The 24,976-nt window shown below is 70.4% G+C and carries 20 protein-coding genes; 5 read left to right on the top strand and 15 right to left on the bottom strand.

The window, feature by feature from the left end; translation table 11 throughout:
• Window positions 1–122: 122 nt before the first annotated feature.
• Genes ACIP4Y_RS02225 through ACIP4Y_RS02215 form a run of 3 tightly spaced genes read right to left on the bottom strand, consistent with a single transcriptional unit; the run spans window position 123 to window position 2,694 of the window.
• Window positions 123–899 (bottom strand): TIGR03936 family radical SAM-associated protein, encoded by a 777-nt coding sequence (locus tag ACIP4Y_RS02225; RefSeq protein WP_401386641.1) that lies wholly within the window; start codon window positions 897–899, stop codon window positions 123–125.
• A 46-nt stretch (window positions 900–945) separates the two neighbouring features.
• Window positions 946–2,058: a hypothetical protein gene (locus tag ACIP4Y_RS02220; RefSeq protein ID WP_401386638.1), complete on the bottom strand. Its 1,113-nt coding sequence runs from the start codon at window positions 2,056–2,058 to the stop codon at window positions 946–948.
• Between the two features lie 36 nt (window positions 2,059–2,094).
• Window positions 2,095–2,694 carry a hypothetical protein gene (locus ACIP4Y_RS02215; RefSeq protein WP_401386635.1) on the bottom strand — a complete coding sequence of 200 codons (600 nt, stop codon included), beginning with the start codon at window positions 2,692–2,694 and terminating at the stop codon, window positions 2,095–2,097.
• A gap of 172 nt (window positions 2,695–2,866) precedes the next feature.
• On the opposite strand from ACIP4Y_RS02215, the gene ACIP4Y_RS02210 reads away from it, so the two are divergent.
• The 4 genes from ACIP4Y_RS02210 (at window position 2,867) to ACIP4Y_RS02195 (ending at window position 6,820) form a co-directional block, all read left to right on the top strand.
• The gene (locus ACIP4Y_RS02210; RefSeq protein WP_401386632.1) at window positions 2,867–4,078 is read left to right on the top strand and encodes an alpha/beta hydrolase family protein; all 1,212 of its coding nucleotides are present in this window, start codon (window positions 2,867–2,869) and stop codon (window positions 4,076–4,078) included.
• Window positions 4,079–4,325: 247 nt separating this feature from the next.
• Window positions 4,326–5,048, top strand: a complete 723-nt coding sequence (locus ACIP4Y_RS02205) for a hypothetical protein (RefSeq protein ID WP_401386630.1) — start codon at window positions 4,326–4,328, stop codon at window positions 5,046–5,048.
• Between the two features lie 137 nt (window positions 5,049–5,185).
• Entirely contained in the window at window positions 5,186–6,280 is a 1,095-nt protein-coding gene (locus ACIP4Y_RS02200) for a glycosyltransferase (RefSeq protein ID WP_401386627.1), read from the top strand.
• A 303-nt stretch (window positions 6,281–6,583) separates the two neighbouring features.
• A complete protein-coding gene (locus ACIP4Y_RS02195) occupies window positions 6,584–6,820 on the top strand; it encodes a hypothetical protein (RefSeq protein WP_358644584.1) in 237 nt (78 codons plus the stop codon).
• A 174-nt stretch (window positions 6,821–6,994) separates the two neighbouring features.
• On the opposite strand, the gene ACIP4Y_RS02190 is transcribed toward ACIP4Y_RS02195, so the two are convergent.
• The 11 genes from ACIP4Y_RS02190 to ACIP4Y_RS02140 all read right to left on the bottom strand — a co-directional run bounded on the left by ACIP4Y_RS02190 (window position 6,995) and on the right by ACIP4Y_RS02140 (window position 22,506).
• Window positions 6,995–8,956 (bottom strand): TIGR03960 family B12-binding radical SAM protein, encoded by a 1,962-nt coding sequence (locus tag ACIP4Y_RS02190; RefSeq protein WP_358644582.1) that lies wholly within the window; start codon window positions 8,954–8,956, stop codon window positions 6,995–6,997.
• 82 nt (window positions 8,957–9,038) lie between these two features.
• On the bottom strand, window positions 9,039–10,541 hold the full coding sequence (locus ACIP4Y_RS02185; RefSeq protein ID WP_401386623.1) for a CHAD domain-containing protein: 1,503 nt from the start codon (window positions 10,539–10,541) through the stop codon (window positions 9,039–9,041).
• Between the two features lie 51 nt (window positions 10,542–10,592).
• Window positions 10,593–11,789, bottom strand: a complete 1,197-nt coding sequence (gene rodA, locus ACIP4Y_RS02180) for a rod shape-determining protein RodA (protein ID WP_401386620.1) — start codon at window positions 11,787–11,789, stop codon at window positions 10,593–10,595.
• Window positions 11,786–14,038, bottom strand: a complete 2,253-nt coding sequence (gene mrdA / locus ACIP4Y_RS02175; protein WP_401386617.1) for a penicillin-binding protein 2 — start codon at window positions 14,036–14,038, stop codon at window positions 11,786–11,788. The genes rodA and mrdA overlap by 4 nt, the downstream gene beginning before the upstream one ends.
• A gap of 161 nt (window positions 14,039–14,199) precedes the next feature.
• Window positions 14,200–14,877, bottom strand: coding sequence for a rod shape-determining protein MreD (mreD, locus tag ACIP4Y_RS02170; protein ID WP_358644574.1), 678 nt, complete (start codon window positions 14,875–14,877; stop codon window positions 14,200–14,202).
• Window positions 14,878–14,890: 13 nt separating this feature from the next.
• Window positions 14,891–15,829, bottom strand: coding sequence for a rod shape-determining protein MreC (mreC, locus tag ACIP4Y_RS02165; protein WP_401386614.1), 939 nt, complete (start codon window positions 15,827–15,829; stop codon window positions 14,891–14,893).
• A gap of 165 nt (window positions 15,830–15,994) precedes the next feature.
• Window positions 15,995–17,014, bottom strand: coding sequence for a rod shape-determining protein (locus ACIP4Y_RS02160; RefSeq protein WP_208036593.1), 1,020 nt, complete (start codon window positions 17,012–17,014; stop codon window positions 15,995–15,997).
• 270 nt (window positions 17,015–17,284) lie between these two features.
• On the bottom strand, window positions 17,285–17,698 hold the full coding sequence (gene ndk, locus ACIP4Y_RS02155) for a nucleoside-diphosphate kinase (RefSeq protein WP_059249537.1): 414 nt from the start codon (window positions 17,696–17,698) through the stop codon (window positions 17,285–17,287).
• 65 nt (window positions 17,699–17,763) lie between these two features.
• Window positions 17,764–18,126, bottom strand: a complete 363-nt coding sequence (locus ACIP4Y_RS02150) for a DUF4233 domain-containing protein (RefSeq protein WP_358644570.1) — start codon at window positions 18,124–18,126, stop codon at window positions 17,764–17,766.
• A gap of 9 nt (window positions 18,127–18,135) precedes the next feature.
• The gene (locus tag ACIP4Y_RS02145; protein WP_401386609.1) at window positions 18,136–19,650 is read right to left on the bottom strand and encodes a bifunctional folylpolyglutamate synthase/dihydrofolate synthase; all 1,515 of its coding nucleotides are present in this window, start codon (window positions 19,648–19,650) and stop codon (window positions 18,136–18,138) included.
• Between the two features lie 231 nt (window positions 19,651–19,881).
• Window positions 19,882–22,506, bottom strand: a complete 2,625-nt coding sequence (locus ACIP4Y_RS02140; RefSeq protein WP_401386606.1) for a valine--tRNA ligase — start codon at window positions 22,504–22,506, stop codon at window positions 19,882–19,884.
• A 138-nt stretch (window positions 22,507–22,644) separates the two neighbouring features.
• On the opposite strand from ACIP4Y_RS02140, the gene ACIP4Y_RS02135 reads away from it, so the two are divergent.
• Window positions 22,645–23,607 carry a DUF1720 domain-containing protein gene (locus ACIP4Y_RS02135; protein WP_401386603.1) on the top strand — a complete coding sequence of 321 codons (963 nt, stop codon included), beginning with the start codon at window positions 22,645–22,647 and terminating at the stop codon, window positions 23,605–23,607.
• A gap of 75 nt (window positions 23,608–23,682) precedes the next feature.
• Here the strand turns inward: ACIP4Y_RS02135 and clpX are convergent, their stop codons facing one another.
• On the bottom strand, window positions 23,683–24,969 hold the full coding sequence (gene clpX / locus ACIP4Y_RS02130; RefSeq protein WP_014672712.1) for an ATP-dependent Clp protease ATP-binding subunit ClpX: 1,287 nt from the start codon (window positions 24,967–24,969) through the stop codon (window positions 23,683–23,685).
• Between the last annotated feature and the right edge of the window lie 7 nt (window positions 24,970–24,976).

Here is a 24,976-nt window from a genome sequence, read left to right as displayed (position 1 = left end):
CTGTGTCCTGTCTCGCCGGTTCCGTACGCCTTGTCGGTACGGCCTGGCGAAAGTCTTCTGGTCGGTGCGCTGCCCGACCCAGGTGGCTCCCGAGTACGAGGGCGGCGCTACGACGGCCGTCCCTACGCGGGACCTTCCGGCGTCGGCGCCTTCGCGGCGGCGGCCAGCTGGGCCGTCAGGGCCCCGGCAGCCTCGCGGTCGGGCGCGAGCGGGTCGGTCACCGTGCCGGTCTCTGCATCGAACAGCCCCTGCGCCAGCCTGGTCACCGCTGCGGGGACCGGCGGCGCCAGGTCGGCCACGGCGCGGAGACCGGACAGGACGTCGTCGGGTCGTACGGCAGGCGTCACGTGCCGAACAACCAGCCGCAGTATCGCACAGGGCTGGTCGGTCGGCCTATCAGCCGGCGCACCGTGCGTCTCCAGGCTCACCACGGCCGGGCGGGCGTCGAAGGTGCGGACGCCGTTCTTGGTCATGCGCTGCACCTCGACGGTGTCGGCCCCGGTGAAGGCCTCGACCGCGCGTCGGGCGTCGGCCGGGTCGACGCCGTCCAGCCGCAGCTCCCACACGGAGGCCGTCAGCCGGTCGGCGAGGCCCGAGGTCCGCGCCTCGACCGCCTCGATGACGTCGAGCCCGGCGGGCAGCGACTCGTCGAGGAGGACGCGCAGGGTCTCGGGATCGCGCGCTTCGGTGAGCGCGATCTCCAGGTACTCCGCCTCACTGCCTGTGCCGGTGGGTGCGGCATTGGCGTACGACACCTTCGGGTGCGGCGTGAACCCGGCCGAGTAGGCCATGGGCACCTCGGCGCGGCGCAGCGCCCGCTCGAAGGCGCGCTGGAAGTCTCGGTGGCTGGTGAACCTCAGGCGGCCGCGCTTGGTGTAGCGCAGTCGGATGCGCTGCACCGCGGGTGCGGGCGGCGGGCCTTCGGGCTGTCGCTTGCCCAGTGTCCTAGTCCTTCGTGAGAGCGGTCGTACTCCTACCAAGAGTACGTGTGTCGCGGCCCGAGGGTTCCCGCCGGTCCACCGGGGCCGGCCGGCGGGCCTCGCCGAACAGCATGCGCCGCACGTCGGCGCGGGCCTGCCGCACCGTGTCGCGGGCCGAGACCAGGGCCTCGCGCGCGACCCGGCCCACCGCGCGCACGCCGTCCGCGACGGGCCGCAGGACGGCGTCCCGTACGACGTGCCCGACGGGGGTGAGGACGCTCCGGTACACCCAGCGCACCGGCTCCACGAAGATCCACCGGAAGAGGGTCCCGAGCGCCCGCCCCACCGCCCGGGAGATCCGCCCGGCGACCCGCCAGGCGTGTCCGAGCGCGTCGCCGACCTCGCGCGCGACGACCGCGAGGAACCGGCCGACGGGCGCGAGCACCCAGCGCCACAGCGCGAGCACGGGCAGCACGAACAGGACGCGGGCCGCCCAGTACAGGGCGAGGCCGGCGCCGGTGCCGAGCACGCCCAGCAGCCACCCGAGTCCGCGTACGCACCAGGCGACGGCCCGGCCGACGGGCGCGAGGAGCCAGGTGTACAGCCACCGCGCGGGCACGACGAGCAGGTACCGCGCCAGCCAGGCGACGGCGGTGTACACACCGAGCCCGACGGCGGCCAGCACCGCGCCGATGCCCTTCAGCAGCCAGGTCAGCGCGTGCCCGACCGGGGTGAGCACGCGCGCGTACACCCACCCGAACCCGGCGCCCACCCCCCGCGCCAGCCAGGCGAGGGCGTGCCCGGCGGGGGTGAGGACGTACCGGTACAGCCACACGGCCGGCACGACGACGAGGACGGTGCCGAGCCATCCGAGCGCCCTGCCGGCGGGGCCCAGGACGTACCGCCACAGGCCCACGAACGGCCAGACGAACACGGCCTTGCCGACCCACAGCAGGGCCCGTCCGAACGGCCGGAGGACGGTGTCCCGCAGGAACCGCCCGGTGACGACGAGCGCGTCCCAGACCATCCGCACCGGCACGACCAGCACCAGGACGACGATCCGCACCGGGAGGCGGATGGCGACGACGAGGCAACCCTCGGGTTGCTGCGGCTGCGCGGGTGGTGTGTCGAGCTCCATGCCCGCATAGACGCTCCTGACCCCCGTACGGATGCACTACACCGCACGCGCCTTGTACGCCTCGGGATAGCGCTCGGTGAACTTGACGACCGCGACCAGCAGGACCACCGGGACGACCCAGTCGAGCCAGTCGTCCAGGGACGGGACGCGGATGGCCAGCCATGTCGAGAGGGCCATGAGGACGAAGACCGCGCCCCACGCGGCGGTCAGCACCCGGTTGATGTGCAGGAAGACGGGCGAGTTCCACAGGTCGCGGGGTGTCTGCTGCCGCGCGTACTGCGCGGTGAAGGGGTCCTTGAGCAGCGAGCCCAGCGCGACGACGGCGATGACTCCGTTGGAGATGACCTGGGCGTAGGTCTCCAGCCACAGGAGCTGCGAGCGGTCCAGGGCGAGCGCGAGGACCGAGATCACCGCGAAGAACACGATGCCCACCATGTCGAGGAGGTAGAACCTGCGCCGGGCGATGTCCTTCCCGGACAGGACGATCGCGGCGATCAGCGCGGCGAGCGCCGCGTACTCCCACGTACTGGGGCTGGCGACCACCCCGAAGATGATCCAGGGCGCGAACGAGAGGAACACACTGCCCGCTCCGACGGGCTTCTCGGGCGGGGCCTTCGTCTCCGTCTGCTGAGCCATGGGAGGTCTCCCGTCGGATGCGTGCCACGGCTGCCCCCTCCTCTTCCATCCTGCTGCCGTCCGCCGCGGGCCGCATGCCACCCGCTGTGCGCCCGGTCCGCGGCTCTCCTACCGTGGGAGTGCGGTCCGGGTGAGCGGGGGGGATGCCGCTGTCGCCTGTCCGGGAGCCGCCATGACGTACCGCTTCCACCAGAACGTCCAGTTCGACTACGAGATCCGGCTCGCCCTGGGCTCCGCCTGGCGGCAGGGCGCCGACGTGGGCGAGGTGCTGGCCACGGCCGCCACCGTGGCCGACGGTGACGGGCAGGCCTGGTTCACCGCCTGGGTGGAGCTGGCCCGCAGGGTCCGGGAGCGGGCCGACCGCTGTGCGTCCGAGGGACGGACGGTGAGCGCCCGGGACGGCTGGCTGCGCGCCGCCGAGTACTACGGCAGGGCCCTGGCGGCCGTCGACGCGGTCGCGGATCCGGAGCAGCGGCTGGGCGAGGTCTTCCCGGAGCACCGTGCGTGCTTCGACCGCTTCCTGCGCGTCGGGGATCCTCCGGCCGAGCCGGTCTCGATCCCGTACGAGGACACCTCCCTGCCCGGCTTTCTCGTCGCCCCGCCCGGCGCCCGCGGTCCCCTGCCCACGCTGATCGCCAACAACGGCAGCGACGGCCCGATCACCTCCGTCTGGACGCTGCTCGGCGCGCCGGCGGTGGCCCGCGGCTACCGTGTGCTGCTCTTCGACGGCCCGGGCCAGCAGTCGATGCTCTTCGAACGAGGCGTGCCCTTCCGGCCGGACTGGGAGGCCGTCATCACCCCGGTCGTCGACTTCCTCCTCGCCCGCCCCGACGTCGACCCCCGGCGGCTCGCCCTGGCCGGCGTCAGCCAGGCCGGGTACTGGGTCCCGCGGGCGCTCGCCTTCGAGCACCGGATCGCCGCGGCGGTCGCCGACCCGGGGGTGGTGCGGGTGGCGGACAGCTGGTGGCACAACCTCGGCCCCGAGCTGCGCGGGCTATGGGAGTCCGGCGACCGCGAGGCCTTCGACGGCTTCCTCCAGGAGGGCCTCGGCCAGGATCCGGCCCTTGCCGCGACGTGGCGCTGGCGCGCCAAGCCGTACGGCATCGACTCGCCGTTCGACCTGCTGACGGAGGTCTCCCGGTACGACGTCACGCCCGTCGCCGGCCGGATCACCACCCCGCTGCTGATCACCGACCCGGACGGCGAGCACTTCTGGCCGGGCGCTGCACGGGAGTTGTACGACCTCCTGCCCGGCCCGAAGCAACTGGTGCGCTTCACCGAGGAGGAAGGGGCGCATCTGCACTGCGAGCCGATGGGTCGCGCACTGTTCGAGCAGCGGGTCTTCGACTGGCTGGACGGCCGCCTGGCCCGCGCCGGCGGCTAGCGGAGGTGCGGGCGGACGACGTCTCAGGAGGGGCTGTCCGGTGCGCGTTGGTGCGAACGGGTGACGGTGGGTAAAGAGTGCCCCACCTGACGGCGGTGATTGCTCTGATATGAGGATAAATCGCCCCATTCGGCTCGTACGGGTCGGCTCGTGCCGGGTGCTCAGGTCACGCTCGCACTGGAGTCCGGGACCCCTCGGACCGCCGTCCGGGTCCCCGCCCGGACCGCTTCGACTCAAGGAGCACTGCATGAGTCCTGATCACAGGGCATCGCGGCTCGGGCCGGTGGCCCGGGCGCGGTTCAAGCAGGCCGGGATGCTTACCTCCCTCACGCTCGTGCTGGCGGCCGGTCTGGCCTCGCCGGCCGTGGCGGCCGGCCGCGCCGTCACCGACCACACGCCGACCGTCACGCAGGGCGGCGGCCACGACTGCGACGATCCCAAGACGACCACCGGTCCGACCGGCGGAGACCACCAGGGATGCCGGGGCGCGACCGGCGCAACCGGCGCCACAGGTGCGACGGGGGCCACAGGTGCGACAGGGGCCACCGGCGCCACGGGGGCCACCGGCGCCACGGGTGCGACCGGTCCGTGCGCCGACATCGACGCCAGCCAGGACAGCAACAACTTCGAACTGCGGGCCGCGCTCACCGGCTCCAACCCCACCAGGGCCTACGCGGGCATTCGTGACCTCACGACGGCGACTCCCGGGCCCTTCCTGTGGACCGACCTCAGCACGCACCCCGACTACCCGCAGAACGCCTGCGGCATCGCCCTCGCCCAGCACAGCCAGGGCAACCAGGCGGAAGGCGACCTGAGGGTCGACGTCGTCACCACCACGGGTGCCATCTACGAGACCACCTGTCAGGTCGTCACCAGCAACCGCACGCTGAACTGCGACAACAATCCCTGGGTCCTCGTGAACAGGCAGCCGGCCCCCGGCGCTGTGAACGGCGGGACCATCGTCATGTAGCTCCGGCCGTCCGGCACACCGCATGAGGGTGCCCGGCACGTCATGGCCGGCTGCCGGGCACCCCTTGCGCTGGAATTCACCGGCCGGCCCTTTCCGCCAGGGAAGAGAAAGAGCCCATGAAAACGGTCTGCCTCAATATGATCGTCAAGGACGAGGCACATGTGATCCGCCGTTGCCTCGAATCCGTACGCCCCCTCATCGACACCTGGGTGATCCTCGACACGGGCTCGACCGACGGGACCCGGGACGTCATCCGCGACACGCTCGCAGACCTGCCCGGCACCCTCCACGAAAGCCCCTGGAAAGGCTTCGGCCTCAGCCGCACGGAGGCGATCGAACGGGCCCGGGACCAGGCGCGCTACCTGCTGTTCATCGACGCCGACGACGTGATGGAGACCGACCCCGGCTTCACGATGCCGGAGCCGACCCACGACTGCTACGACGTCGAGGTGCGCCACGGCCCCGTCGTCCACTGGCGCCCGACGATGGTGTCGACCCGTCTGCCCTGGCGGTACGTCGGCGTCCTGCACGAATACCTGGAATGCGACGCGGAGTTCAGCCGCGCGACCCTGCCCGGTGCCCGCATGGTCATTCTGGGCGGCGGCGGACGCCAGCAGGGCGACCAGCGCAGGAAATACCTGCGCGACGCCGCCGTCCTGAAAGACGCACTGGCCAGAGAACCCGACAACACCCGGTACGTCTTCTATCTCGCCCAGAGCTGGCGCGACGCCGGCGAACCCGCGAAGGCGCTCGCCGCCTACGACCGCCGCGCGGCCATGGGCGGCTTCGCCGAGGAGGTGTTCTGCGCCCGGCTCTACGCCGCCCGGCTCGCCCAGACCCTCAAGCGCAGGATGCCCGAGGTCATGGCCCGCTTCCTGGACGCCCACGCGTACCGGCCCACCCGCGCCGAACCGCTCGGCGAACTCGCCCACCTCTGCCGCGTCCAGGGAGAACGCTGGCCACTCGCCTACCTGTACGCCCGGCGCGCGGTGGAGATCCCGCGCCCCGCCGACATCCTGTTCGTCGAGCACGCCTGGTACGACTGGCGGGCCCTGGACGAGCTGGCGGTGTCGGCGTACTGGATGGGCTCCTACCGCGAGTCGCTGGAGTGCTGCGAGCGCCTCCTGGACGGCGGCAAACTGCCCGACGCCCACCGCGAACGCGTCCTCGCCAACCGCGACTTCGCCCGCACCAAACTGGCCGTAGGAGCCCCCCGCCCTCAACCGGCATAACCGGCCGACGCCGTCCAGGAAGTCGCCGACGACGGCAGCGACGCCTCCAGGGTGATCAGACCCCGGGGGTGCGTCGCTGTGCCGGGAGCCACTGAGCCACTAGATGCAACTGCCTGTGCACGGTAGCCAGTTCCCACGGCCGTCAGCGGCTCCGTAAGCCAACCCGACCCCTGCGCAGGTCGGTTGAGACCTCACGCTGGAATCACTCACTGAGCGTGGTGCTGTGAATCCGTTCCTGGGGTGGCTCACCCGCTCGGATGCGCTCGGCGAGCAACTGGTCGCGGGAGTGTGCATGGTGAGTTCATGAACACAACACCTCACCCCAAGAAGGTCGTTTCCCGGATTCCGCGAGTATTCGCGGTGAGCGTCGCCGTGGGCATCGCTTGTGCGGCGGGGGTGGCAACTGCCACATCCGCCGTGGCCGCGACGCCCGCAACGCACGTCGCCACAAAGGCCACCCCGGCCTACGGCGGCGGCGGTGGCGGCGACGAATTCCAGTGCGGAAACGGCCTCCTGCCCATCCTCAACTTCTGCAACTGACGGGCAGACAGCAGCAGTTCCTTCCCGTCAACCGCAGAACCACACAACCGCACATGTGAACTCCACCCACCGCAGGGCGGTCAGGAAAAGGGGCAGAATCCCTCTTCCCGACCGCCCTGCCGACACATCCGACGGCCGGATTGACGGAGCAGGCGAGCCAGTGCCCCGCTCACCTCAGTGCGCGTGGCCGCTCGAAGCCGGCGTCGGGCCCGCGTTCTTGACCGTCAGCGGGAGCAACTTCTTGCCGGTCGGGCCGATTTGGATGGCCGTGTCCATCTGCGGGCACACGCCGCAGTCGAAGCACGGGGTCCAGCGGCAGTCCTCGACCTCCGTTTCGTCGAGGGCGTCCTGCCAGTCCTCCCAGAGCCAGTCCTTGTCCAGGCCGGAGTCGAGGTGGTCCCAGGGGAGGACTTCTTCGTAGGTGCGCTCGCGGGTGGTGTACCAGTCGACGTCCACCCCGTAGGGGGCCAGCGCCTTGTCCGCGCAGGCCATCCAGCGGTCGTAGGAGAAGTGCTCGCGCCAGCCGTCGAAGCGGCCGCCGTCGTCGTAGACCGCGCGGATGACGGCGCCGATGCGGCGGTCGCCGCGCGACAGGAGACCTTCCACGATTCCCGGCTTGCCGTCGTGGTAGCGGAAGCCGATGGAGCGGCCGTACTTCTTGTCGCCGCGGATCTTGTCGCGCAGCTTCCCCAGCCGGGCGTCCGTCTCCTCCGCCGAGAGCTGCGGGGCCCACTGGAAGGGGGTGTGGGGCTTGGGGACGAAGCCGCCGATCGAGACCGTGCAGCGGATGTCGTTCGAGCCCGAGACCTCGCGGCCCTTCGCGATCACCCGCGTCGCCATGTCGGCGATCTGCAGGACGTCGTCGTCGGTCTCCGTGGGCAGGCCGCACATGAAGTACAGCTTCACCTGGCGCCAGCCGTTGCCGTACGCCGTGGCGACCGTGCGGATCAGGTCGTCCTCCGAGACCATCTTGTTGATGACCTTGCGGATGCGCTCCGAGCCGCCCTCGGGCGCGAAGGTCAGACCGGAGCGGCGGCCGTTGCGGGTCAGCTCGTTCGCCAGGTCGATGTTGAAGGCGTCGACGCGGGTGGACGGGAGGGAGAGGCCGATCTTGTCGTCCTCGTAGCGGTCCGCCAGGCCCTTGGCGATGTCGCCGATCTCCGAGTGGTCCGCGGAGGAGAGGGACAGGAGGCCGACCTCCTCGAAGCCGGTCGCCTTCAGGCCCTTGTCCACCATCTCGCCGATGCCCGTGATGGAGCGCTCGCGCACCGGGCGGGTGATCATGCCGGCCTGGCAGAAGCGGCAGCCGCGGGTGCAGCCGCGGAAGATCTCCACCGACATGCGCTCGTGGACCGTCTCGGCGAGCGGCACGAGGGGCTGCTTGGGGTACGGCCACTCGTCCAGGTCCATGACCGTGTGCTTGGACACGCGCCACGGGACGCCCGACTTGTTGGGGACCACGCGGGCGATACGGCCGTCGGGGAGGTATTCGACGTCGTAGAACGCCGGGATGTAGACCCCGCCGGTCTTCGCGAGGCGGAAGAGGACCTCCTCGCGGCCTCCCGGGCGGCCCTCGGCCTTCCACTCGCGGATGATCCGGGTCATGTCCAGGACGGCCTGCTCGCCGTCGCCGATGACCGCCGCGTCGATGAAGTCGGCGATCGGCTCCGGGTTGAAGGCAGCGTGACCGCCGGCCAGGACGATCGGGTCGTCGATCGTGCGGTCCTTGGACTCCAGGGGGATTCCGGCCAGGTCCAGGGCGGTGAGCATGTTCGTGTAGCCCAGCTCCGTGGAGAAGCTGATGCCGAACACGTCGAACGCCTTCACCGGGCGGTGGCTGTCCACCGTGAACTGCGGGACGCTGTGCTCACGCATCAGCGCCTCGAGGTCCGGCCACACGCTGTAGGTGCGCTCGGCGAGGACGCCCTCCTGCTCGTTGAGGACCTCGTAGAGGATCATCACGCCCTGGTTGGGCAGGCCGACCTCGTACGCGTCCGGGTACATGAGCGCCCAGCGGACGTCGCACTCGTCCCACGGCTTGACCGTGGAGTTGAGCTCTCCGCCGACGTACTGGATCGGCTTCTGCACGTGCGGGAGCAGAGCTTCGAGCTGCGGGAAAACCGACTCGACAGGCATCTCGCGAACCTTCATGAGCTGACGGGGGTGACCATCAAGCGTAACCCGATCGGCGGCCTCCCCCGAACGCCCAGCCGGACGCTCAGCCGGCCGCCCCGGTCTTGATCTTCTTCCACCGGCCGGGCAGCTCGGCCTCCAGCGCGGCCGCCCGCGCCTCCTCCCTGGCGTAAAGCACCCCGTAGGTGAACGTGCTCTCGCCGGCCGCGTGGGCCACCGCCGCGAGTTCGAGGAGGGTGCGGCGGGCCATGACGCTGTCCTGGTGGTCGCCGAGGAGGGTGGTGAGGGACTTCACGGCCCCGGTGAGGCCCTGGGCGGGGGCGCCCAGGGCCTGGGTGCCGGCTTCGGCGGCGTAGCGGGTGCGCTTGGCCTTCTTGCGGGCCTCGTGCAGGGCGAGATCGCGGTCCTGGCCCGGCGGCAGCGCCAGCGCGTGCTCCAGGACGGCCGTCAGCTTCTTCTCGTCCTTGCGTACGGCCTTGCCGAGCGGCTTCGCCGGTTTCTTCCCGGCCGCCTTGCGCAGCGGCGGATCCGCGAGGAGGGCATCCAGGGTGTCCAACAGGGTCAGATAGCGGCGGGAGTCCAGGACGCCGGTCAGGTGGGCGTGGGCGCCGCCCTGCCGGGCCCCGGCCCAGGCGGTGAGCCGTTCGGGGACGGGGCCGGTGACCAGGGCGGGCGGGAGGGCGTCGAGGGCGGTCTTCAGGCGGTCGGCCAGCACCTCCTGGTCGCGGTCGACGCCCAGCTCGCCCGCGAGCCACTTCAGCTCGGCGCCGACGGGGTCGGTGACGGTGCGGTCCAGGACGGTGCCGAAGGTGCGCAGGGTGCTGCGGGCGCGGCGGGTGGCGACCCGCATGCGGTGCACCGCGTCGGGCAGGCCGCGGCGGACGGCGGGATCCAGCTCGACCAGGGCGTCCCGCTGGGCGCGGAGATAGGCGAGGACGTGGTCGCCGGCGGTCACCGGCAGCGGGGGCCCGGTCTTCCCGCCGCGGCGGCGGCCGGCCGTCAGCTCCAGGGCGCGGGCCAGTTTGGACGGTGAGGCGGCGGGGCGTACGCCCGCCTTGCGCAGCCGTTTCTCCAGTTGGTCGAGGAGGGCCGGGTCGCCGCCGTCGGCCAGTTCGACCTCGATCTCGGTCCACTGGGCGGCCCGCCTCTTGCCGGTGAGCCGTTCGGCGGTGACGGTGTCGAGGCTCGCCTCGGCCAGCAGGGTGCCCTCGGCGTCGACCAGGTGCCGCACGTCGCGGGCGGAGCGCAGCCGGACCAGGGGGATCAGCTCGGCGCCCCGGACGCGGGAGCGGACGAGGGCGGCGATCTCCTCGGGGACGGTGTCGGAGAGCGGGGCCCGGGTCTCGTCGCGGACTCCGGGGGCGACCGGGAACTTCAGGTGCCAGCCGGCGTCCGAGCCGCCGGTGCGGCGGCGCAGCGTGAGCGAGGCGGCGGTCAGGCGCTCGTCGGCGGTGTCGTAGTACGTGGCGTCCAGCTCGACCAGGCCCTTGTCGAGGACGGCCGCCACGCCGGCGGCGCCGGTCAGGTCGGGCAGCCCGCTGTCGTCGGATTCGTACTTGCGCTCGATCTCGCGTTTCGTCTCCGCCATGCACCGAATCTAGTGTCCGGGGCGCCGATGCGGCAGAGGGCGTCCCGGGGCCTACGCCGACATCGGGCGCTGCACCTTGATCGACTGCAGCAGGCCCACCGCGACCCATACCGCGAACATCGACGAGCCGCCGTACGACACGAACGGCAGGGGCAGGCCCGTGACCGGCATGATGCCGAGGGTCATGCCGATGTTCTCGAAGGACTGGAAGGCGAACCAGGCGACGATCCCGGCGGCGACGGTCGTCCCGTACAGCTCGGTGGAGTCACGCGCTATCCGGCAGGCGCGCCACAGGACGACGCCGAGCAGGAAGATGATGAAGCCCGCGCCGACGAAGCCCAGCTCCTCCCCCGCGACCGTGTACACGAAGTCCGTCTGCTGCTCGGGCACGAACTGACCGGTGGTCTGCGAGCCGTGGAAGAGTCCGGCTCCGGTGAGCCCGCCGGAGCCGATGGCGATGCGGGCCTGGTTGGTGTTGTAGCCGACGCCGGCCGGGTCCAGGTCCGGGTTGGCGAAGGCGGCGAACCGGTTGATCTGGTACTCGTCCAGGATGTGCAGCTGCCAGATCGCGATGCAGCCGATCACACCGGCGGTGAGCAGGCCGAAGACCCAGCGGTTGGAGGCGCCGGAGGCGAGCAGCACGCCGAGGATGATCGCGACCATGGCCAGCACCGAGCCGAGGTCGGGCATGAGCAGCAGGATCAGGATCGGTACGGCGGCCAGGCACAGGGACTGGAACACGGTCCGGTGGTCGGGGTACGGCTTGTCGCCCGCGTCCACCCGGGCGGCCAGCATCATGGCCATGCCCAGGATGATCGTGACCTTCAGGAATTCGGCGGGCTGGAGCGAGAAGCCGCCGATGACCAGCCAGTTGCGCTGGCCGTTGATCGTCGCGCCGAGCGGGGTGAGCACCACCAGGGCGAGGAGCACCGACAGGCCGTAGAGGATCGGCACGGCGTTGCGCAGGGCGCGGTGGCCGAGCCAGACCGTGCCGATCATCAGGGCGATCCCGATGCCGAGGTTCATCAGGTGCCGGACCAGGAAGAAGTACGGGTCGCCCTGGTTCAGCTCGGTGCGGTTGCGGGTCGCCGAGTACACCAGCAGCGAGCCCAGCAGGGACAGGGCGGTGGCCGCGAATAGGATCGGCCAGTCCAGCCTGCGGGTGAGCGCGTCGCGGGCGAAGATCCTGGTCCAGCCGGCCCGCTCGGGGCCGTATCCGGAGACGGAGAAGCTGTTCGTGCCGGTCATGAGGGCATCCTCCGGCTCCCCCGCCTGCGCGGCCGCCTGCGGGTGTCGCGGTTGCCCGTGGTGGGCGAGGGCGTGGTCCCCGCGGGCTGCTGGTCGTCGCCGTTGGTGGGGTTGTTCTTCTGGGCGGCCTCGGCTTCCTTCGCCGGGTCGCCGGTGATCTTGGGAGCGGCGATGGTGCCGTCCGTGCGGACCTTCGGCAGACCCTTCTGCGGCTCGGGCAGCAGCGCCTTCTTGGTGTCGATGGAGCCGTCGCCCTGGACGCCGTAGAGCGCGCTGTAGATGTTGCGCACGGCCTCACCGGAGGCTCCGGAACCCGTACCGGCCTGGGCGATCGTCATGATCACCGTGTAGTCCTCGGAGTAGGTGGCCAGCCAGGAGGTGGTCTGCTTGCCGTAGACCTCCGCGGTACCGGTCTTGGCGTGCAGCGGGATCTTGTCCTGCGGCCAGCCGCCGAACTTCCAGGCCGCCGTACCGCGGGTGATGACGCCGGCGAAGGCGTCGTTCATACCGCGCAGGGTGGCCTGGCTGACCGGGAGCTTTCCGCGCTTCGTCGGCTTGATCTCCTGCACGCTCTTGCCGTCGGCGCTGACGATCGCCTTGCCGATGGTCGGCTGGTACATCGTGCCGCCGTTGGCGACGGCGCCGTAGATCACGGCCTCCTGGATCGGCGTGACGAGCGTGTCGCCCTGGCCGATGGAGTAGTTGATCGAGTCGCCTTCGCGCATCTTGTTGCCTTCGAGGCAGTTCTCGTAGGCGATCTTCTCGACGTAGGAGCCGTCCTTCTTGCCGGTCTTGCACCAGGCGTCCTTGTTGGCCTTCCAGTACGCCTCCTTCCACTGGCGGTCGGGGACGCGGCCGGTGACCTCGTTGGGCAGGTCGATGCCGGTCTCCTTGCCGAGGCCGAACTGGTGGGCGGCCTTGTAGAAGTAGTCCTTCGGCTGGCCCTTCTTGGGGTTGATGCCGCCGTCCTTCTTCCACTCCCGGTCGGCGAGGCCGTAGAAGACGGTGTCGCAGGAGACCTCCAGGGCGCGGCCGAGGGAGATGGGGCCGAAGTTCTCGCCCTCGAAGTTCTTGAAGACCTGGCCGCCCACCGAGTACGAGCTGGTGCACGGGTAGCGGCCGTCGAAGGGGTATCCGGCCTCGACCGCGGCGGCCGTGGAGACCACCTTGAACGTCGAGCCGGGTGCGGCCTGGCCCTGTATGGCCCGGTTGAGCAGGGGGTAGTCCGAGTCCTTGCCGGTGAGGGCCTTGTAGTCCTTGGCGGAGATGCCGCCGACCCAGACGTTCGGGTCGTACTTCGGCGCCGAGGCCATGGCGACGATCCGGCCGGTCTTGGCCTCCATCACCACGACGGCGCCGGAGTCGGCCTTGTAGTTGGTGCCGGTGATCTTGTCGAACTGCTGGCGGGCGACCTTCATCGCCTTGTCCAGTTCGTACTCGGCGACCCGCTGGACGCGGGAGTCGATGCTGGTGACGAGGTTCGAACCCGGCTCGGCCGCGTCCGACTTGGCCTTGCCGATGACCCGGCCGAGGTTGTCGACCTCGTAGCGGGTGACGCCGGCCTTGCCGCGCAGCACCTTGTCGTAGGTCCGCTCCAGGCCGGAGCGGCCGACCATGTCGGAGCGCAGGTAGGGCGAGTCGGTGTCCTTGGCCTTCTGGATCTCGGCGTCGGTGACGGGCGAGAGGTAGCCGAGCACCTGCGCGGTGTTGGACTTGCCGGGGCCCGGGTAGCGGCGGACGGCCTCGGGTTCGGCGGTGATGCCGGGGAAGTCCTCGGAGCGCTCGCGGATCTGCAGGGCCTGCTTGGCCGTGGCCTCGTCGGTGATGGGGATCGGCTGGTACGGCGAGCCGTTCCAGCAGGGCTGGGGGGTCTTGGCGTCGCACAGCCGGACCTTCTGCATGACGTCCGCGGGGCTCATGCCGAGGACGCCGGCCAGCTTGGTGAGGACGGCCTTGCCGTCGTCCTTCTGCTTCAGCAGGTCGGTGCGGGAGGCGGAGACGACCAGGCGGGTCTCGTTGTCCGCGAGGGGCACACCGCGGGCGTCCAGGATGTCGCCGCGCACGGCGGGGTCGACGACCTGCTGGACGTGGTTGCCGGAGGCCTCCTTCTGGTACTCGGCGCCCTCGCGGATCTGCAGGTACCACAGTCGGCCGCCGAGTGTGCCGAGGAGGGAGAGGACGAGGATCTGGATCACGACGAGCCGGGTCTGGACGCGTGGCGTCCGACCGGTCTCGGGGATGTTGGTCACTGCGGCTGTCTCCCCCTCTCAGTGTGCGAACGTCTGGGCGCGGCGGGCGTCCGTGCGAACCGCCTGTGCGCGTACGAATGATGAACGACCGGCCTGTGAACTCGCGTTCCGCGAAAGCTGACCCGTTCGGGTGAACTCGCCGGGGTGGAACTCGCCGCCGTTCACAGCCGCTTGACCCCCTTGATGCGGCCGACCTTGGCGGAGCGGGTGCGCGCCTTGGCCTTCAGCGCGCCGAGTCCGCCGCGCTGGCTGCCGATGCGCAGTCCGGTGCCGGAGGAGAGCCAGCCGGAGGAGATGTCCCCGGCCTTGGCGGCGGGCCCGCTCTCGGTGAGCGGGTCGTTGTCGGAGCGGCGGGCCAGCCACATCACGCCGGGCACCACGAACGGGGCGAGCAGCAGGTCGTACAGGGCGGCCGAGAACAGCAGCCCGGGCAGGCCGACATGGCGGGCGGCGGTGTCGCCGACCAGGGCGCCCACCCCGGCGTAGAGCAGGGTGGACCCGATGGCGGCGGCGACCACGACGGCCATGGGGCCGGTCGCCGACTTCAGCCGGCCGTTCTCCGGCCGGACGAGCCCGGCGAGGTAGCCGATGACGCACAGCACGAGCGCGTACCGGCCGGCCGCGTGGTCGGCGGGCGGGGCCAGGTCGGCGAGCAGGCCGGCGCCGAAGCCGACGAGGGCGCCGCCGACATGGCCGTACACCATCGCCAGGCCGAGGACGGTGAGCAGCAGCAGGTCGGGGACGGCACCGGGCAGGTGCAGCCGGGCGAGGACGCTCACCTGGATGACCAGGGCCACGACGACCAGCGCGGTGGAGAGCAGGATCCGGTTGACACGCATGGGGATTCAGCTCCTACTGCTGCTCTTCGGTGGCGGGGGCGTCGGCCGACGGGGTGACCGTCACGGTCACCGTCGGCGTCGGGACCGGTTTCGGCCGGGCCGGGAGCACGGTGTCCCGCGGGTCCTTCTTCGGCGCCTGTACGACCACGCCGACGATGTCGAGCTTGGTGAAACCGACGTACGGGGTGACGTAGAGGGTGCGGGTCAGGCCGCCGCCGGAGGGGTCCACGCGGGAGACCACGCCGACCGGGACGCCGGGCACGAACGGCTTGTCGGCCTGCGAGCCGAACGTGACGAGCCGGTCGCCCTTCTTCACCTCCGCCTTGCCGTTGAGCAGTTCCACGCGCAGCGGGCGGTCGCCCTGGCCGGAGGCGAAACCCAGTTCGTCGCTGCCCTCCATGCGGGTGCCGACGGTGAAGTCGGGGTCGTTGGCGAGCAGCACGGTGGAGGTGCTGGGGCCGACGGTGGTGACCCGGCCGACCAGGCCGTCGCCGTTGAGGACGGTCATGTCCCGCTGGATGCCGTCGTTGGCGCCGGCGTCGATGGTGATGGTCCAGGAGAAGCCCTGGGCCGAGCCGATGGCGATGACCTGGGCGCCCTTGATGCCGTACTGCCCCTCGCCGGCGATCTTCAGCAGCTTGTCCAGCTGCTTGAGGCGGCTGCGGTTGCGGTCGTCGCTGCCGAGCTTGGCCTTGAGGGCCGCGTTCTCCTTCTCCAGCGCGGCGAGCCGGTCGTGCCGGCTGCCCGAGTCACGGACCGCGGAGACGGCGTCGCCGACCGGGTCGACCGCGGAGGACAGCCCGTTCTCCACCGGGCCGAACACCGCCGCGGCGGCGTGCCGGGCACCGTCGACCGGGGAGTTCCGGCCTCCCCGGATGTCCACCGTGATCAGCGCGAACGCGATGGCGACCAGCAGGACCAGGAGCAGCCGGCTCTCTTTCGTGTCCCTCACGTGCGGCGGCCGTGCCCTTCCTCAAGTAGGAATGCGTCGGACTCCTGGAAAACGCGCATTCTACGGCGCAACCCAAGAGGCCCATTTGTGGGAGCTTATGCCTCTATATCAACGATCCGCCGCACGAGAGGAGAACGTCTCGTACGGCGGAATCGAAGAGTTACGTCATCTGCGCGGCTGGGCGTCCAGGACCTGCTGCAGCGCCTCGAACTCCTCGACACACTTGCCGGAGCCGAGCGCGACGCTGTCCAGCGGGTCCTCGGCGATGTGGATCGGCATGCCGGTCTCCCGCCGCAGCCGCTCGTCGAGCCCGCGCAGCAGGGCTCCGCCGCCGGTCAGAACGATTCCTCGGTCCATGATGTCGCCGGACAGCTCCGGCGGGCACTTGTCGAGGGTGGTCTTCACCGCGTCCACGATCGCGTTGACCGGCTCCTCGATCGCCTTGCGCACCTCGGCCGCCGAGATGACGACGGTCTTCGGCAGCCCGGACACCAGGTCCCGGCCCCGCACTTCGGTGTGCTCGTCGGTGTCGAGCTCGTACGCCGAACCGATCGTGATCTTGATCTGCTCGGCCGTGCGCTCACCCAGCAGGAGGCTGTACTCCTTCTTGATGTACTGGATGATCGCGTTGTCCAGTTCGTCGCCGGCGACGCGGATGGACTGGGCGGTGACGATGCCGCCGAGCGAGATGACCGCCACCTCCGTGGTGCCGCCGCCGATGTCCACCACCATGTTGCCCGTGGCCTCGTGGACCGGCAGACCGGAGCCGATGGCGGCGGCCATGGGCTCCTCGATGATGTGCACCTGGCGGGCGCCTGCCTGGGAGGACGCCTCGATGACCGCGCGGCGCTCGACGCCCGTGATACCGGAGGGCACACAGACGACGACCCGCGGCCGGGCCAGATACCGCCGCTTGTGGATCTTCAGGATGAAGTAGCGGAGCATCCGCTCGGTGATCTCGAAGTCGGCGATCACGCCGTCCTTCAGCGGGCGGACGGCCACGATGTTGCCCGGCGTCCGGCCGATCATCTTCTTCGCTTCGGCACCGACCGCGAGGATCCCACCCGTGTTGGTGTTGATCGCCACGACGGACGGCTCGTTCAGTACGATCCCGCGACCCCTGACGTACACCAGCGTGTTGGCGGTCCCGAGGTCGACAGCCATGTCACGGCCGATGAACGACATTGAGTTCCCCATCCGGATTCATCTGGCCTTCCTGAGCTTTTGAGGGCATGTCAGGTCGGCGAGGCGGGTGCTGTGACGTGAAGGCTTCCATCGTAAACGCGCCTGCACGAACACTGCGCGAGGGTCTCCGCCATTGTCACCAGATGGCGTGCCGCCTCGCTTGTGGAGACGGGCGTTCGGGGACGCTCGTTCCCTCGATCGCCGGTACTCATGCCAGGAAAACCGAGGTCCGGGGGCACGCCCCCGAACGCTCCGCCGCGGCCGTGGACGTTACGCGCGCCCCGGGAAGAAGATCTTCACCTCGCGCTCGGCGGACTCCTCGGAGTCGGAGGCGTGGATCAGGTTCTCGCGCACGATCACGCCGTAGTCACCGCGGATCGAACCGGGCGCGGCGGCGATCGGGTCGGTGGGGCCGGCCAGCGCGCGCACGCCCTCGATGACCCGCTCGCCCTCGACGATCATCGCGACGACGGGGCCGGAGGACATGAACTCCACCAGCGGCTCGTAGAACGGCTTGCCCTTGTGCTCGCCGTAGTGCTGCTCCAGCGTGTCCTGGTCCAGGGTGCGCAGCTCCAGCGCGGTGATCTGCCAGCCGGCCTTGCGCTCGATACGGCTGATGATCTCGCCGGTCAGGCCTCGACGGACGGCGTCGGGCTTGAGGAGGACGAGGGTGCGCTGGCTCACGAGGGGCTCCTTACACGACTTACGGGTGCGGTGGGACGAGGTTACAGGGCGTGTCGGGGCCCTTGTTACGCAGCGTCAGCCGTGGAGGAAGGGGACTCGGCCTGGGCGGCGAATCTCGCCTTCGCCTCGTCCACCTTTCGCCCGAAGTGCACCGACGCCCACCACAGCGCCGCGAACACCGCACCCATGAAGTACATGGTCGGGACGAACACCCCGGAGGCGATCAGGGCGATCTGCAGGGCCCAGCCGAGGGCCACCCCGCCGGGCCGGGTCACCATGCCGCACAGCAGCACGCACAGCAGCATGGCGATACCGCTGACCAGCCACACCGTGGAGGTGGACAGGTCCGGGTCCTTCATCGCGACGAGCCCGGCGAAGCCGATGACGAAGAACTCGCCGATCAGGGTCGATGCACAGAGCGTACGCATCCTCGACTCTCAGCCCTTCCCCAGCAGCAGCCGGGCCTCGCCGACCGTGATGACCGAACCGGTGACCAGCACACCGCCGCCGGCGAACTCGCCCTCCTCCTCGGCCAGCGTGATCGCGGCCTCCAGGGCGTCCGGCAGCCGCGGCTCGACCTGCACCCGCTCGTCGCCGAACACCTCGACGGCGATCGCGGCCAGCTCGTCGGCGTCCATGGCGCGATGGCTTGAGTTCTGCGTGACGACGACCTCGGCGAAGATCGGCTCGAAGGCCTCCAGCACCCCGCGCACGTTCTTGTCGCCGCTCGCGCCGACGACCCCGATCAGCCGGGTGAAGTCGAACGCCTCCCGCACGGCCTCGGCGGCGGCCTCCGCACCGGCCGGGTTGTGCGCGGCGTCCAGGACGACGGTGGGAGAGCGCCGTACGACCTCCAGCCGCCCCGGGGACGACACGGCCGCGAACGCCTTGCGCACGGTGTCGATGTCCAGCGGCTCCGCGCGCTGCGCGCCCACGCCGAAGAACGCCTCCACGGCGGCGAGTGCGACGGCCGCGTTGTGCGCCTGGTGGGCGCCGTGCAGCGGCAGGTACACCTCGGGGTACTCGCCGCCGAGGCCGCGCAGCGTGAGCAGCTGCCCGCCGACGGCGACCTGCCGGGCGACGACACCGAACTCCAGGCCCTCGCGGGCCACGGTCGCGTCCACCTCGACGGCCTTCTTCAGCAGCACCTGCGCCGCGTCCACCGGCTGCTGGGCCAGGATGACGGTCGCGTCCTGCTTGATGATGCCGCTCTTCTCGGTGGCGATCTCCGCGGGCGTCTCGCCGAGCCGGTCGGTGTGGTCGAGGTCGATGGGGGTCACGACGGCGACATCGCCGTCGATCACGTTCGTGGCGTCCCAGGAGCCGCCCATGCCGACCTCGACGACGGCGACGTCCACGGGGGCGTCCGCGAAGGCCGCGTACGCCATGCCGGTGAGCACCTCGAAGAAGGACAGCCGGTACTCCTGCTGTCCGTCGACCATCTCGACGTACGGCTTGATGTCCTGGTACGTCTCGATGAACCGCTCGGCGGAGATCGGGGCGCCGTCCAGGCTGATCCGCTCGGTGATCGACTGCACGTGCGGGCTGGTGTAGCGGCCGGTGCGCAGCTCGAAGGCGCCGAGCAGGGCCTCGATCATGCGGGCGGTGGAGGTCTTGCCGTTCGTGCCCGTGATGTGGATCGAGGGGTACGAGCGCTGGGGCTCGCCGAGGACGTCCATCAGCGCGGCGATACGGGCGACCGAGGGCTCCAGCTTGGTCTCGCCCCAGCGGGTGGCCAGCTCGGCCTCGACCTCGCGCAGCGCCTTGTCGACCTCGGGGTCCTCGGGGCGCGTGGGTACGTCGGCCTGCGGCGGGCCGCCCTGGGTGCGCAGGGTACGGCTGCCGGCCTCGATCACCGCGAGGTCGGGGTCACGGGTGGTCTCGGCTTCGACGATCTCGTCGAAGGAGTCGAGGGGGTCGGGGGTGTCGCTGGTGCCGGGCGCTTCGCTCACGAGGCCCAGTCTACGGAGCGGCGCGCCGGCGTGCGGCGCCGGTTCGGAGTGGCTGGTCATGTCGTCCGGCTCCGGGCCGCCGTGGGCTGGTCGCGCAGTTTCCCCGCGCCCCTGGGGAGCTGCAGTGCCGTCGGCTGCGCGGTTCCGCCGCCGGCGCGGGCAAGGGACCCCGCCCCCGGGCACGCAAAGGCCCCCGGAGCCTCTCGGCTCCGGGGGCCTGGGCGCTGACGGTCACGCCTGCGGCAGCTTCTCCAGCTGGGCGGTGATGCGGGTGATGTCCTCCTGTGCCTTGGCCAGGCGCGTGCGGATCTTGTCCACCACGTTCTCCGGGGCCTTCGCCAGGAAGGCCTCGTTGCCGAGCTTGGCCGTGGCCTGGGCCTTCTCCTTCTCCGCGGCGGCGAGGTCCTTCGCCAGGCGCTTGCGCTCCGCGGCGACGTCGATCGTGCCGGAGAGGTCGAGGGCCACCTCGGCGCCCGCCACCGGCAGGGTCGCCGTGGCCGTGAAGGAGTCACCCTCGGGCTGGAGCCGGAGCAGCTGACGGATGGCCGCCTCGTGCGGGGCGAGGGCCGTGCCGTCGAGCGTCAGGCGGGCCGGAACCCGCTGGCCCGGCTGGAGGCCCTGGTCGGCGCGGAAGCGGCGGACCTCGGTGATGACCGACTGGAGGGTGGAGATCTCCTGCTCGGCGGCCTCGTCCCGGAAGCCACTGTCCTCGGGCCACTCGGCGACGACGACCGACTCACCGCCCGTGAGGGTGGTCCACAGGGTGTCGGTCACGAACGGGACCACCGGGTGCAGCAGCTTCAGCGTGACGTCCAGGACCTCGCCCAGGACGCGCTTGCTCGCCTCGGCGGCGGCACCGCCCGCCTGGAACGTCGTCTTGGACAGCTCGACGTACCAGTCGAAGACCTCGTCCCACGCGAAGTGGTACAGGGCGTCGCTGAGCTTCGCGAACTGGAAGTCCTCGTAGTACGCGTCGACTTCGGCGACGGTCTTGTTCAGGCGGCTCAGGATCCAGCGGTCGGTGGCGGACAGCTGCTCCGGGGCGGGCAGCGGGCCCTCGACCGTCGCGCCGTTCATCAGCGCGAAACGGGTCGCGTTCCAGATCTTGTTGGCGAAGTTACGGGACGCCTGGACCCAGTCCTCGCCGATCGGCACGTCGGTGCCGGGGTTGGCGCCGCGGGCCAGCGTGAAGCGGACGGCGTCGGAGCCGTACTTGTCCATCCAGTCCAGCGGGTCGACGACGTTCCCGAACGACTTCGACATCTTCTTGCCGCGCTCGTCGCGGACCAGACCGGTCAGCGCGATGGTGCGGAAGGGGACCTCGCCGTCCATGGCATACAGGCCGAACATCATCATCCGGGCGACCCAGAAGAAGATGATGTCGTGGCCTGTGAGCAGGACGTCGGTCGGGTAGAACTTCGCGAGCGACTCGGTCTGCTCGGGCCAGCCGAGGGTGGAGAACGGCCACAGGCCGGAGGAGAACCAGGTGTCGAGGACGTCGGTGTCCTGGCGCCAGCCCTCGCCGGTCGGCGGCTCCTCGTCGGGACCCACGCAGACGACTTCACCCTCCGGGCCGTACCAGACCGGGATGCGGTGGCCCCACCAGAGCTGGCGCGAGATGCACCAGTCGTGCATGTTGTCGACCCAGTCGAAGTACCGCTTCGACATGTCCTCGGGGTGGATCTTCACCCGACCGTCGCGGACGGCGTCGCCCGCCGCCTTGGCCAGCGGGCCGACCTTGACCCACCACTGCATCGACAGCCGCGGCTCGATGGTGGTCTTGCAGCGCGAGCAGTGGCCCACGGAGTGGACGTACGGCCGCTTCTCCGCGACGATGCGGCCCTGCGAGCGCAGGGCAGCGACGATGGCGCTGCGCGCCTCGAAGCGGTCGAGGCCCTGGAAGGGGCCGTGCGTGGTGATGACGGCGCGCTCGTCCATGACCGTGATGGACTCCAGGCCGTGGCGCTGGCCGATCGCGAAGTCGTTGGGGTCGTGGGCCGGGGTGACCTTGACGGCGCCGGTGCCGAACTCGGGGTCGACGTGCGTGTCCGCGACGACGGGGATGGAGCGGTCGGTCAGCGGCAGCTTGATGCGCTTGCCGACCAGGTGCCGGTAGCGCTCATCGTCGGGGTGAACGGCGACGGCCGTGTCACCGAGCATGGTCTCGGCGCGGGTGGTGGCGACGACGAGGGTCTCGTCACCCTCGCCGTACTTGATGGAGACGAGCTCGCCGTCGTCCTCCTGGTACTCCACCTCGATGTCCGAGATGGCTGTCAGACAGCGCGGGCACCAGTTGATGATGCGCTCGGCGCGGTAGATCAGCTCGTCGTCGTAGAGCTTCTTGAAGATGGTCTGGACGGCCTTGGACAGGCCTTCGTCCATGGTGAAGCGCTCACGCGACCAGTCGACGCCGTCACCGAGGCGGCGCATCTGGCCGAGGATCTTGCCGCCGTACTCCTCTTTCCACTGCCAGACGCGTTCGACGAACTCCTCGCGGCCCAGGTCGTGGCGGGACTTGCCCTCCTCGGCGAGCTGCTGCTCGACCTTGTTCTGGGTGGCGATGCCGGCGTGGTCCATGCCGGGCAGCCACAGTGACTCGTAGCCCTGCATGCGCTTGCGGCGGGTGAGGGCGTCCATCAGCGTGTGCTGGAAGGCGTGGCCCAGGTGGAGCGAGCCGGTGACGTTCGGCGGCGGGATGACGATCGTGTACGGCGGCTTGTCGCTCTTCGCGTCCGCCTCGAAGTAACCGCGCTCTACCCAGCGCTCGTACAGCGGCCCCTCTACATCGGCCGGCGCGTACTGGGTCGGCAGTTCGGTGTCGGGCGCGGGTGGCTGCTGCTGAGCGTTCTCGGTCACGGGGGTCAGTTTAGAGGTGTCACGGGGTGGTCCCGAAACGCGTTTGTTCTGTAACGGTGCGACCCCCGGTGCCGTGCGTTTCCTGTGCCTGGGCCAGGATGTCAGGAACACATAAGGCATCTGGAGGGGAACCCAGGAATGAGCAACAACCAGCCGGGCCCGTACGGCCAGCAGCCCCAGCAGCCGGGGCAGCCGGGGCCGTACGGCCAGCCGGGGCAGCCGGGGCAGCCGGGCCCCCACGGCCAGCAGCCGCAGGCTCCGCAGCCCGGCTACGGCTACCCCCAGCAGGCCCCGCCGCCGGCGCAGCCGGGGTACGGCTACCCGCAGCAGGGCGCGCCCCAGCAGCCCGGCCCGTACGGCCAGCAGCCCACCCCCTACGGCCAGCAGCAGCCGTACGGCATGCCGCAGGCTCCGCAGCCGGCCGGGGGGAAGAAGAAGACGGGCCTGATCATCGGCGCGGTGGCCGTGGTGGTCGCCGTGGCGGTGGCCGCGTACTTCGCCCTCAGCGGCGGCAGCGGCAGCAGCGGTGTCGCGGACGACGGGCCGCACAAGCTGACGACTCCGGCGACGGTGCTGTCCGAGTACAAGAAGTCCAAGGGCGACAGCGGCACCATGACGAAGAGCGACCTGAAGGACGCCGAGAAGTGGGGTGTACTCAACCCCAAGGACGTCAGCGCCGCGTATGAGTCCGGGGACCCGGACAATCCGCTGAGCAAGAAGGGGATCAACTTCGCCGGTGTCTACGGCACCATCGACGACCCCGAGAAGACCGTCGACGCGATGTTCGCGTACTTCAAGTCCGAGTCGCAGAAGAACGGTGACAGCGCGGAGGTCGCCCTGAAGGGCGAGCCGAAGGAGTACAAGCCGGCCGGCCTCGACGGCGCGGTCCTCAAGTGTCAGCAGGCCACCGCCCCCACCGGCGCGAGCAGCGGCGGCCCGAAGGACGTGACGCTCTCGATCTGCGTCTGGGGTGACCACAGCACCGTCGGGTTCGTCATGCCGATGGACTTCGCCAACCTCGTGGCGGGCCGCAGCAGCGACCCGGCCGCCGACGCCGAGCTGGCCGCCAAGTTCCGCAGCCAGGTCCGCGTCAAGGCCTGACGCGTTCACTCGGCGCTCTCAGCGGCGAAGGGGCCCCGGTCGGTCGACCGGGGCCCCTTCGTACGTCGCTTGCGCCTACGCCGTCTTCTGCTCCCCCGAGCCCCGGCCGCGGGCGTCCCGGGGGATCAGGGTCGGGTTGACGTTGGAGAGGACCACGTCGGCGGTGATGACGACTCGGGCGACGTCCTTGCGGGACGGGACCTCGTACATCACGCCCTGGAGGACCTCCTCCATGATGGCGCGCAGGCCGCGGGCGCCGGTCTGGCGGAGGATGGCCTGGTCGGCGATGGCCTCCAGGGCCTCGCGCTCGAAGTCCAGCTCCACGCCGTCGAGTTCGAAGAGGCGCTGGTACTGCTTGACCAGGGCGTTGCGGGGCTCGACCAGGATCTTGAGCAGGGCCTCGCGGTCCAGGTTGTGGACGCTCGTGATCACGGGCAGACGGCCGATGAACTCGGGGATCATGCCGAACTTGACCAGGTCCTCCGGCATGACGTCCTCGAAGACGTCCTTGGCCTCCAGCTCGCGCTTGGACAGGATCGTCGCGCCGAAGCCGATGCCCTTGGCGCCGGCCCGGGCCTCGATGATCTTTTCCAGGCCCGCGAAGGCACCGCCCACGATGAACAGGACGTTCGTCGTGTCGATCTGGATGAACTCCTGGTGGGGGTGTTTGCGGCCGCCCTGGGGCGGGACCGAGGCCGTGGTCCCCTCGAGGATCTTCAGCAGGGCCTGCTGGACACCCTCGCCCGAGACGTCACGGGTGATCGACGGGTTCTCGCTCTTGCGGGCGACCTTGTCGATCTCGTCGATGTAGATGATCCCGGTCTCGGCCTTCTTGACGTCGTAGTCCGCCGCCTGGATCAGCTTCAGCAGGATGTTCTCGACGTCCTCGCCGACGTACCCCGCCTCGGTCAGCGCCGTCGCGTCGGCGATCGCGAACGGGACGTTCAGCATCCGCGCCAGCGTCTGCGCGAGCAGCGTCTTGCCGGAACCCGTGGGGCCGAGCAGCAGGATGTTGGACTTCGCCAGCTCGATGGCGTCGTCACGGCCGCTCGCGCCGCCGTTCTCGCCCGCCTGGACCCGCTTGTAGTGGTTGTACACCGCGACGGAGAGCGCCTTCTTGGCGGCCTCCTGGCCGACCACGTAGCCCTCGAGGAACTCGTAGATCTCGCGGGGCTTGGGCAACTCCTCCCAGCGCACCTCGCTGGTCTCCGCGAGCTCTTCCTCGATGATCTCGTTGCAGAGATCGATGCACTCGTCGCAGATGTACACACCGGGCCCTGCGATGAGCTTCTTGACCTGCTTCTGGCTCTTGCCGCAGAACGAGCACTTGAGCAGATCGCCGCCGTCACCGATGCGTGCCACGGTGTGC

Source organism: Streptomyces sp. NPDC088810 (genome assembly GCF_044750305.1).
GTDB lineage: Bacteria > Actinomycetota > Actinomycetes > Streptomycetales > Streptomycetaceae > Streptomyces.
Note: the sequence above shows the minus strand (reverse complement) of the source record. Positions and strands in the feature narration are given on the sequence as shown.

Coding starts and splice junctions, on each gene's coding strand:
- ACIP4Y_RS02150 (WP_358644570.1), bottom strand. CDS start 18,126: ATGCGTACGCTCTGTGCATCGACCCTGATCGGCGAGTTCTTCGTCATC.
- ACIP4Y_RS02190 (WP_358644582.1), bottom strand. CDS start 8,956: ATGCCTGTCGAGTCGGTTTTCCCGCAGCTCGAAGCTCTGCTCCCGCAC.
- ACIP4Y_RS02215 (WP_401386635.1), bottom strand. CDS start 2,694: ATGGCTCAGCAGACGGAGACGAAGGCCCCGCCCGAGAAGCCCGTCGGA.
- rodA (WP_401386620.1), bottom strand. CDS start 11,789: ATGACCGGCACGAACAGCTTCTCCGTCTCCGGATACGGCCCCGAGCGG.
- ACIP4Y_RS02135 (WP_401386603.1), top strand. CDS start 22,645: ATGAGCAACAACCAGCCGGGCCCGTACGGCCAGCAGCCCCAGCAGCCG.
- ACIP4Y_RS02185 (WP_401386623.1), bottom strand. CDS start 10,541: ATGGCGGAGACGAAACGCGAGATCGAGCGCAAGTACGAATCCGACGAC.
- mreD (WP_358644574.1), bottom strand. CDS start 14,877: ATGCGTGTCAACCGGATCCTGCTCTCCACCGCGCTGGTCGTCGTGGCC.
- ACIP4Y_RS02210 (WP_401386632.1), top strand. CDS start 2,867: ATGACGTACCGCTTCCACCAGAACGTCCAGTTCGACTACGAGATCCGG.
- ACIP4Y_RS02195 (WP_358644584.1), top strand. CDS start 6,584: ATGAACACAACACCTCACCCCAAGAAGGTCGTTTCCCGGATTCCGCGA.
- ACIP4Y_RS02160 (WP_208036593.1), bottom strand. CDS start 17,014: ATGTCGTTCATCGGCCGTGACATGGCTGTCGACCTCGGGACCGCCAAC.
- ACIP4Y_RS02220 (WP_401386638.1), bottom strand. CDS start 2,058: ATGGAGCTCGACACACCACCCGCGCAGCCGCAGCAACCCGAGGGTTGC.
- ACIP4Y_RS02200 (WP_401386627.1), top strand. CDS start 5,186: ATGATCGTCAAGGACGAGGCACATGTGATCCGCCGTTGCCTCGAATCC.
- ACIP4Y_RS02205 (WP_401386630.1), top strand. CDS start 4,326: ATGAGTCCTGATCACAGGGCATCGCGGCTCGGGCCGGTGGCCCGGGCG.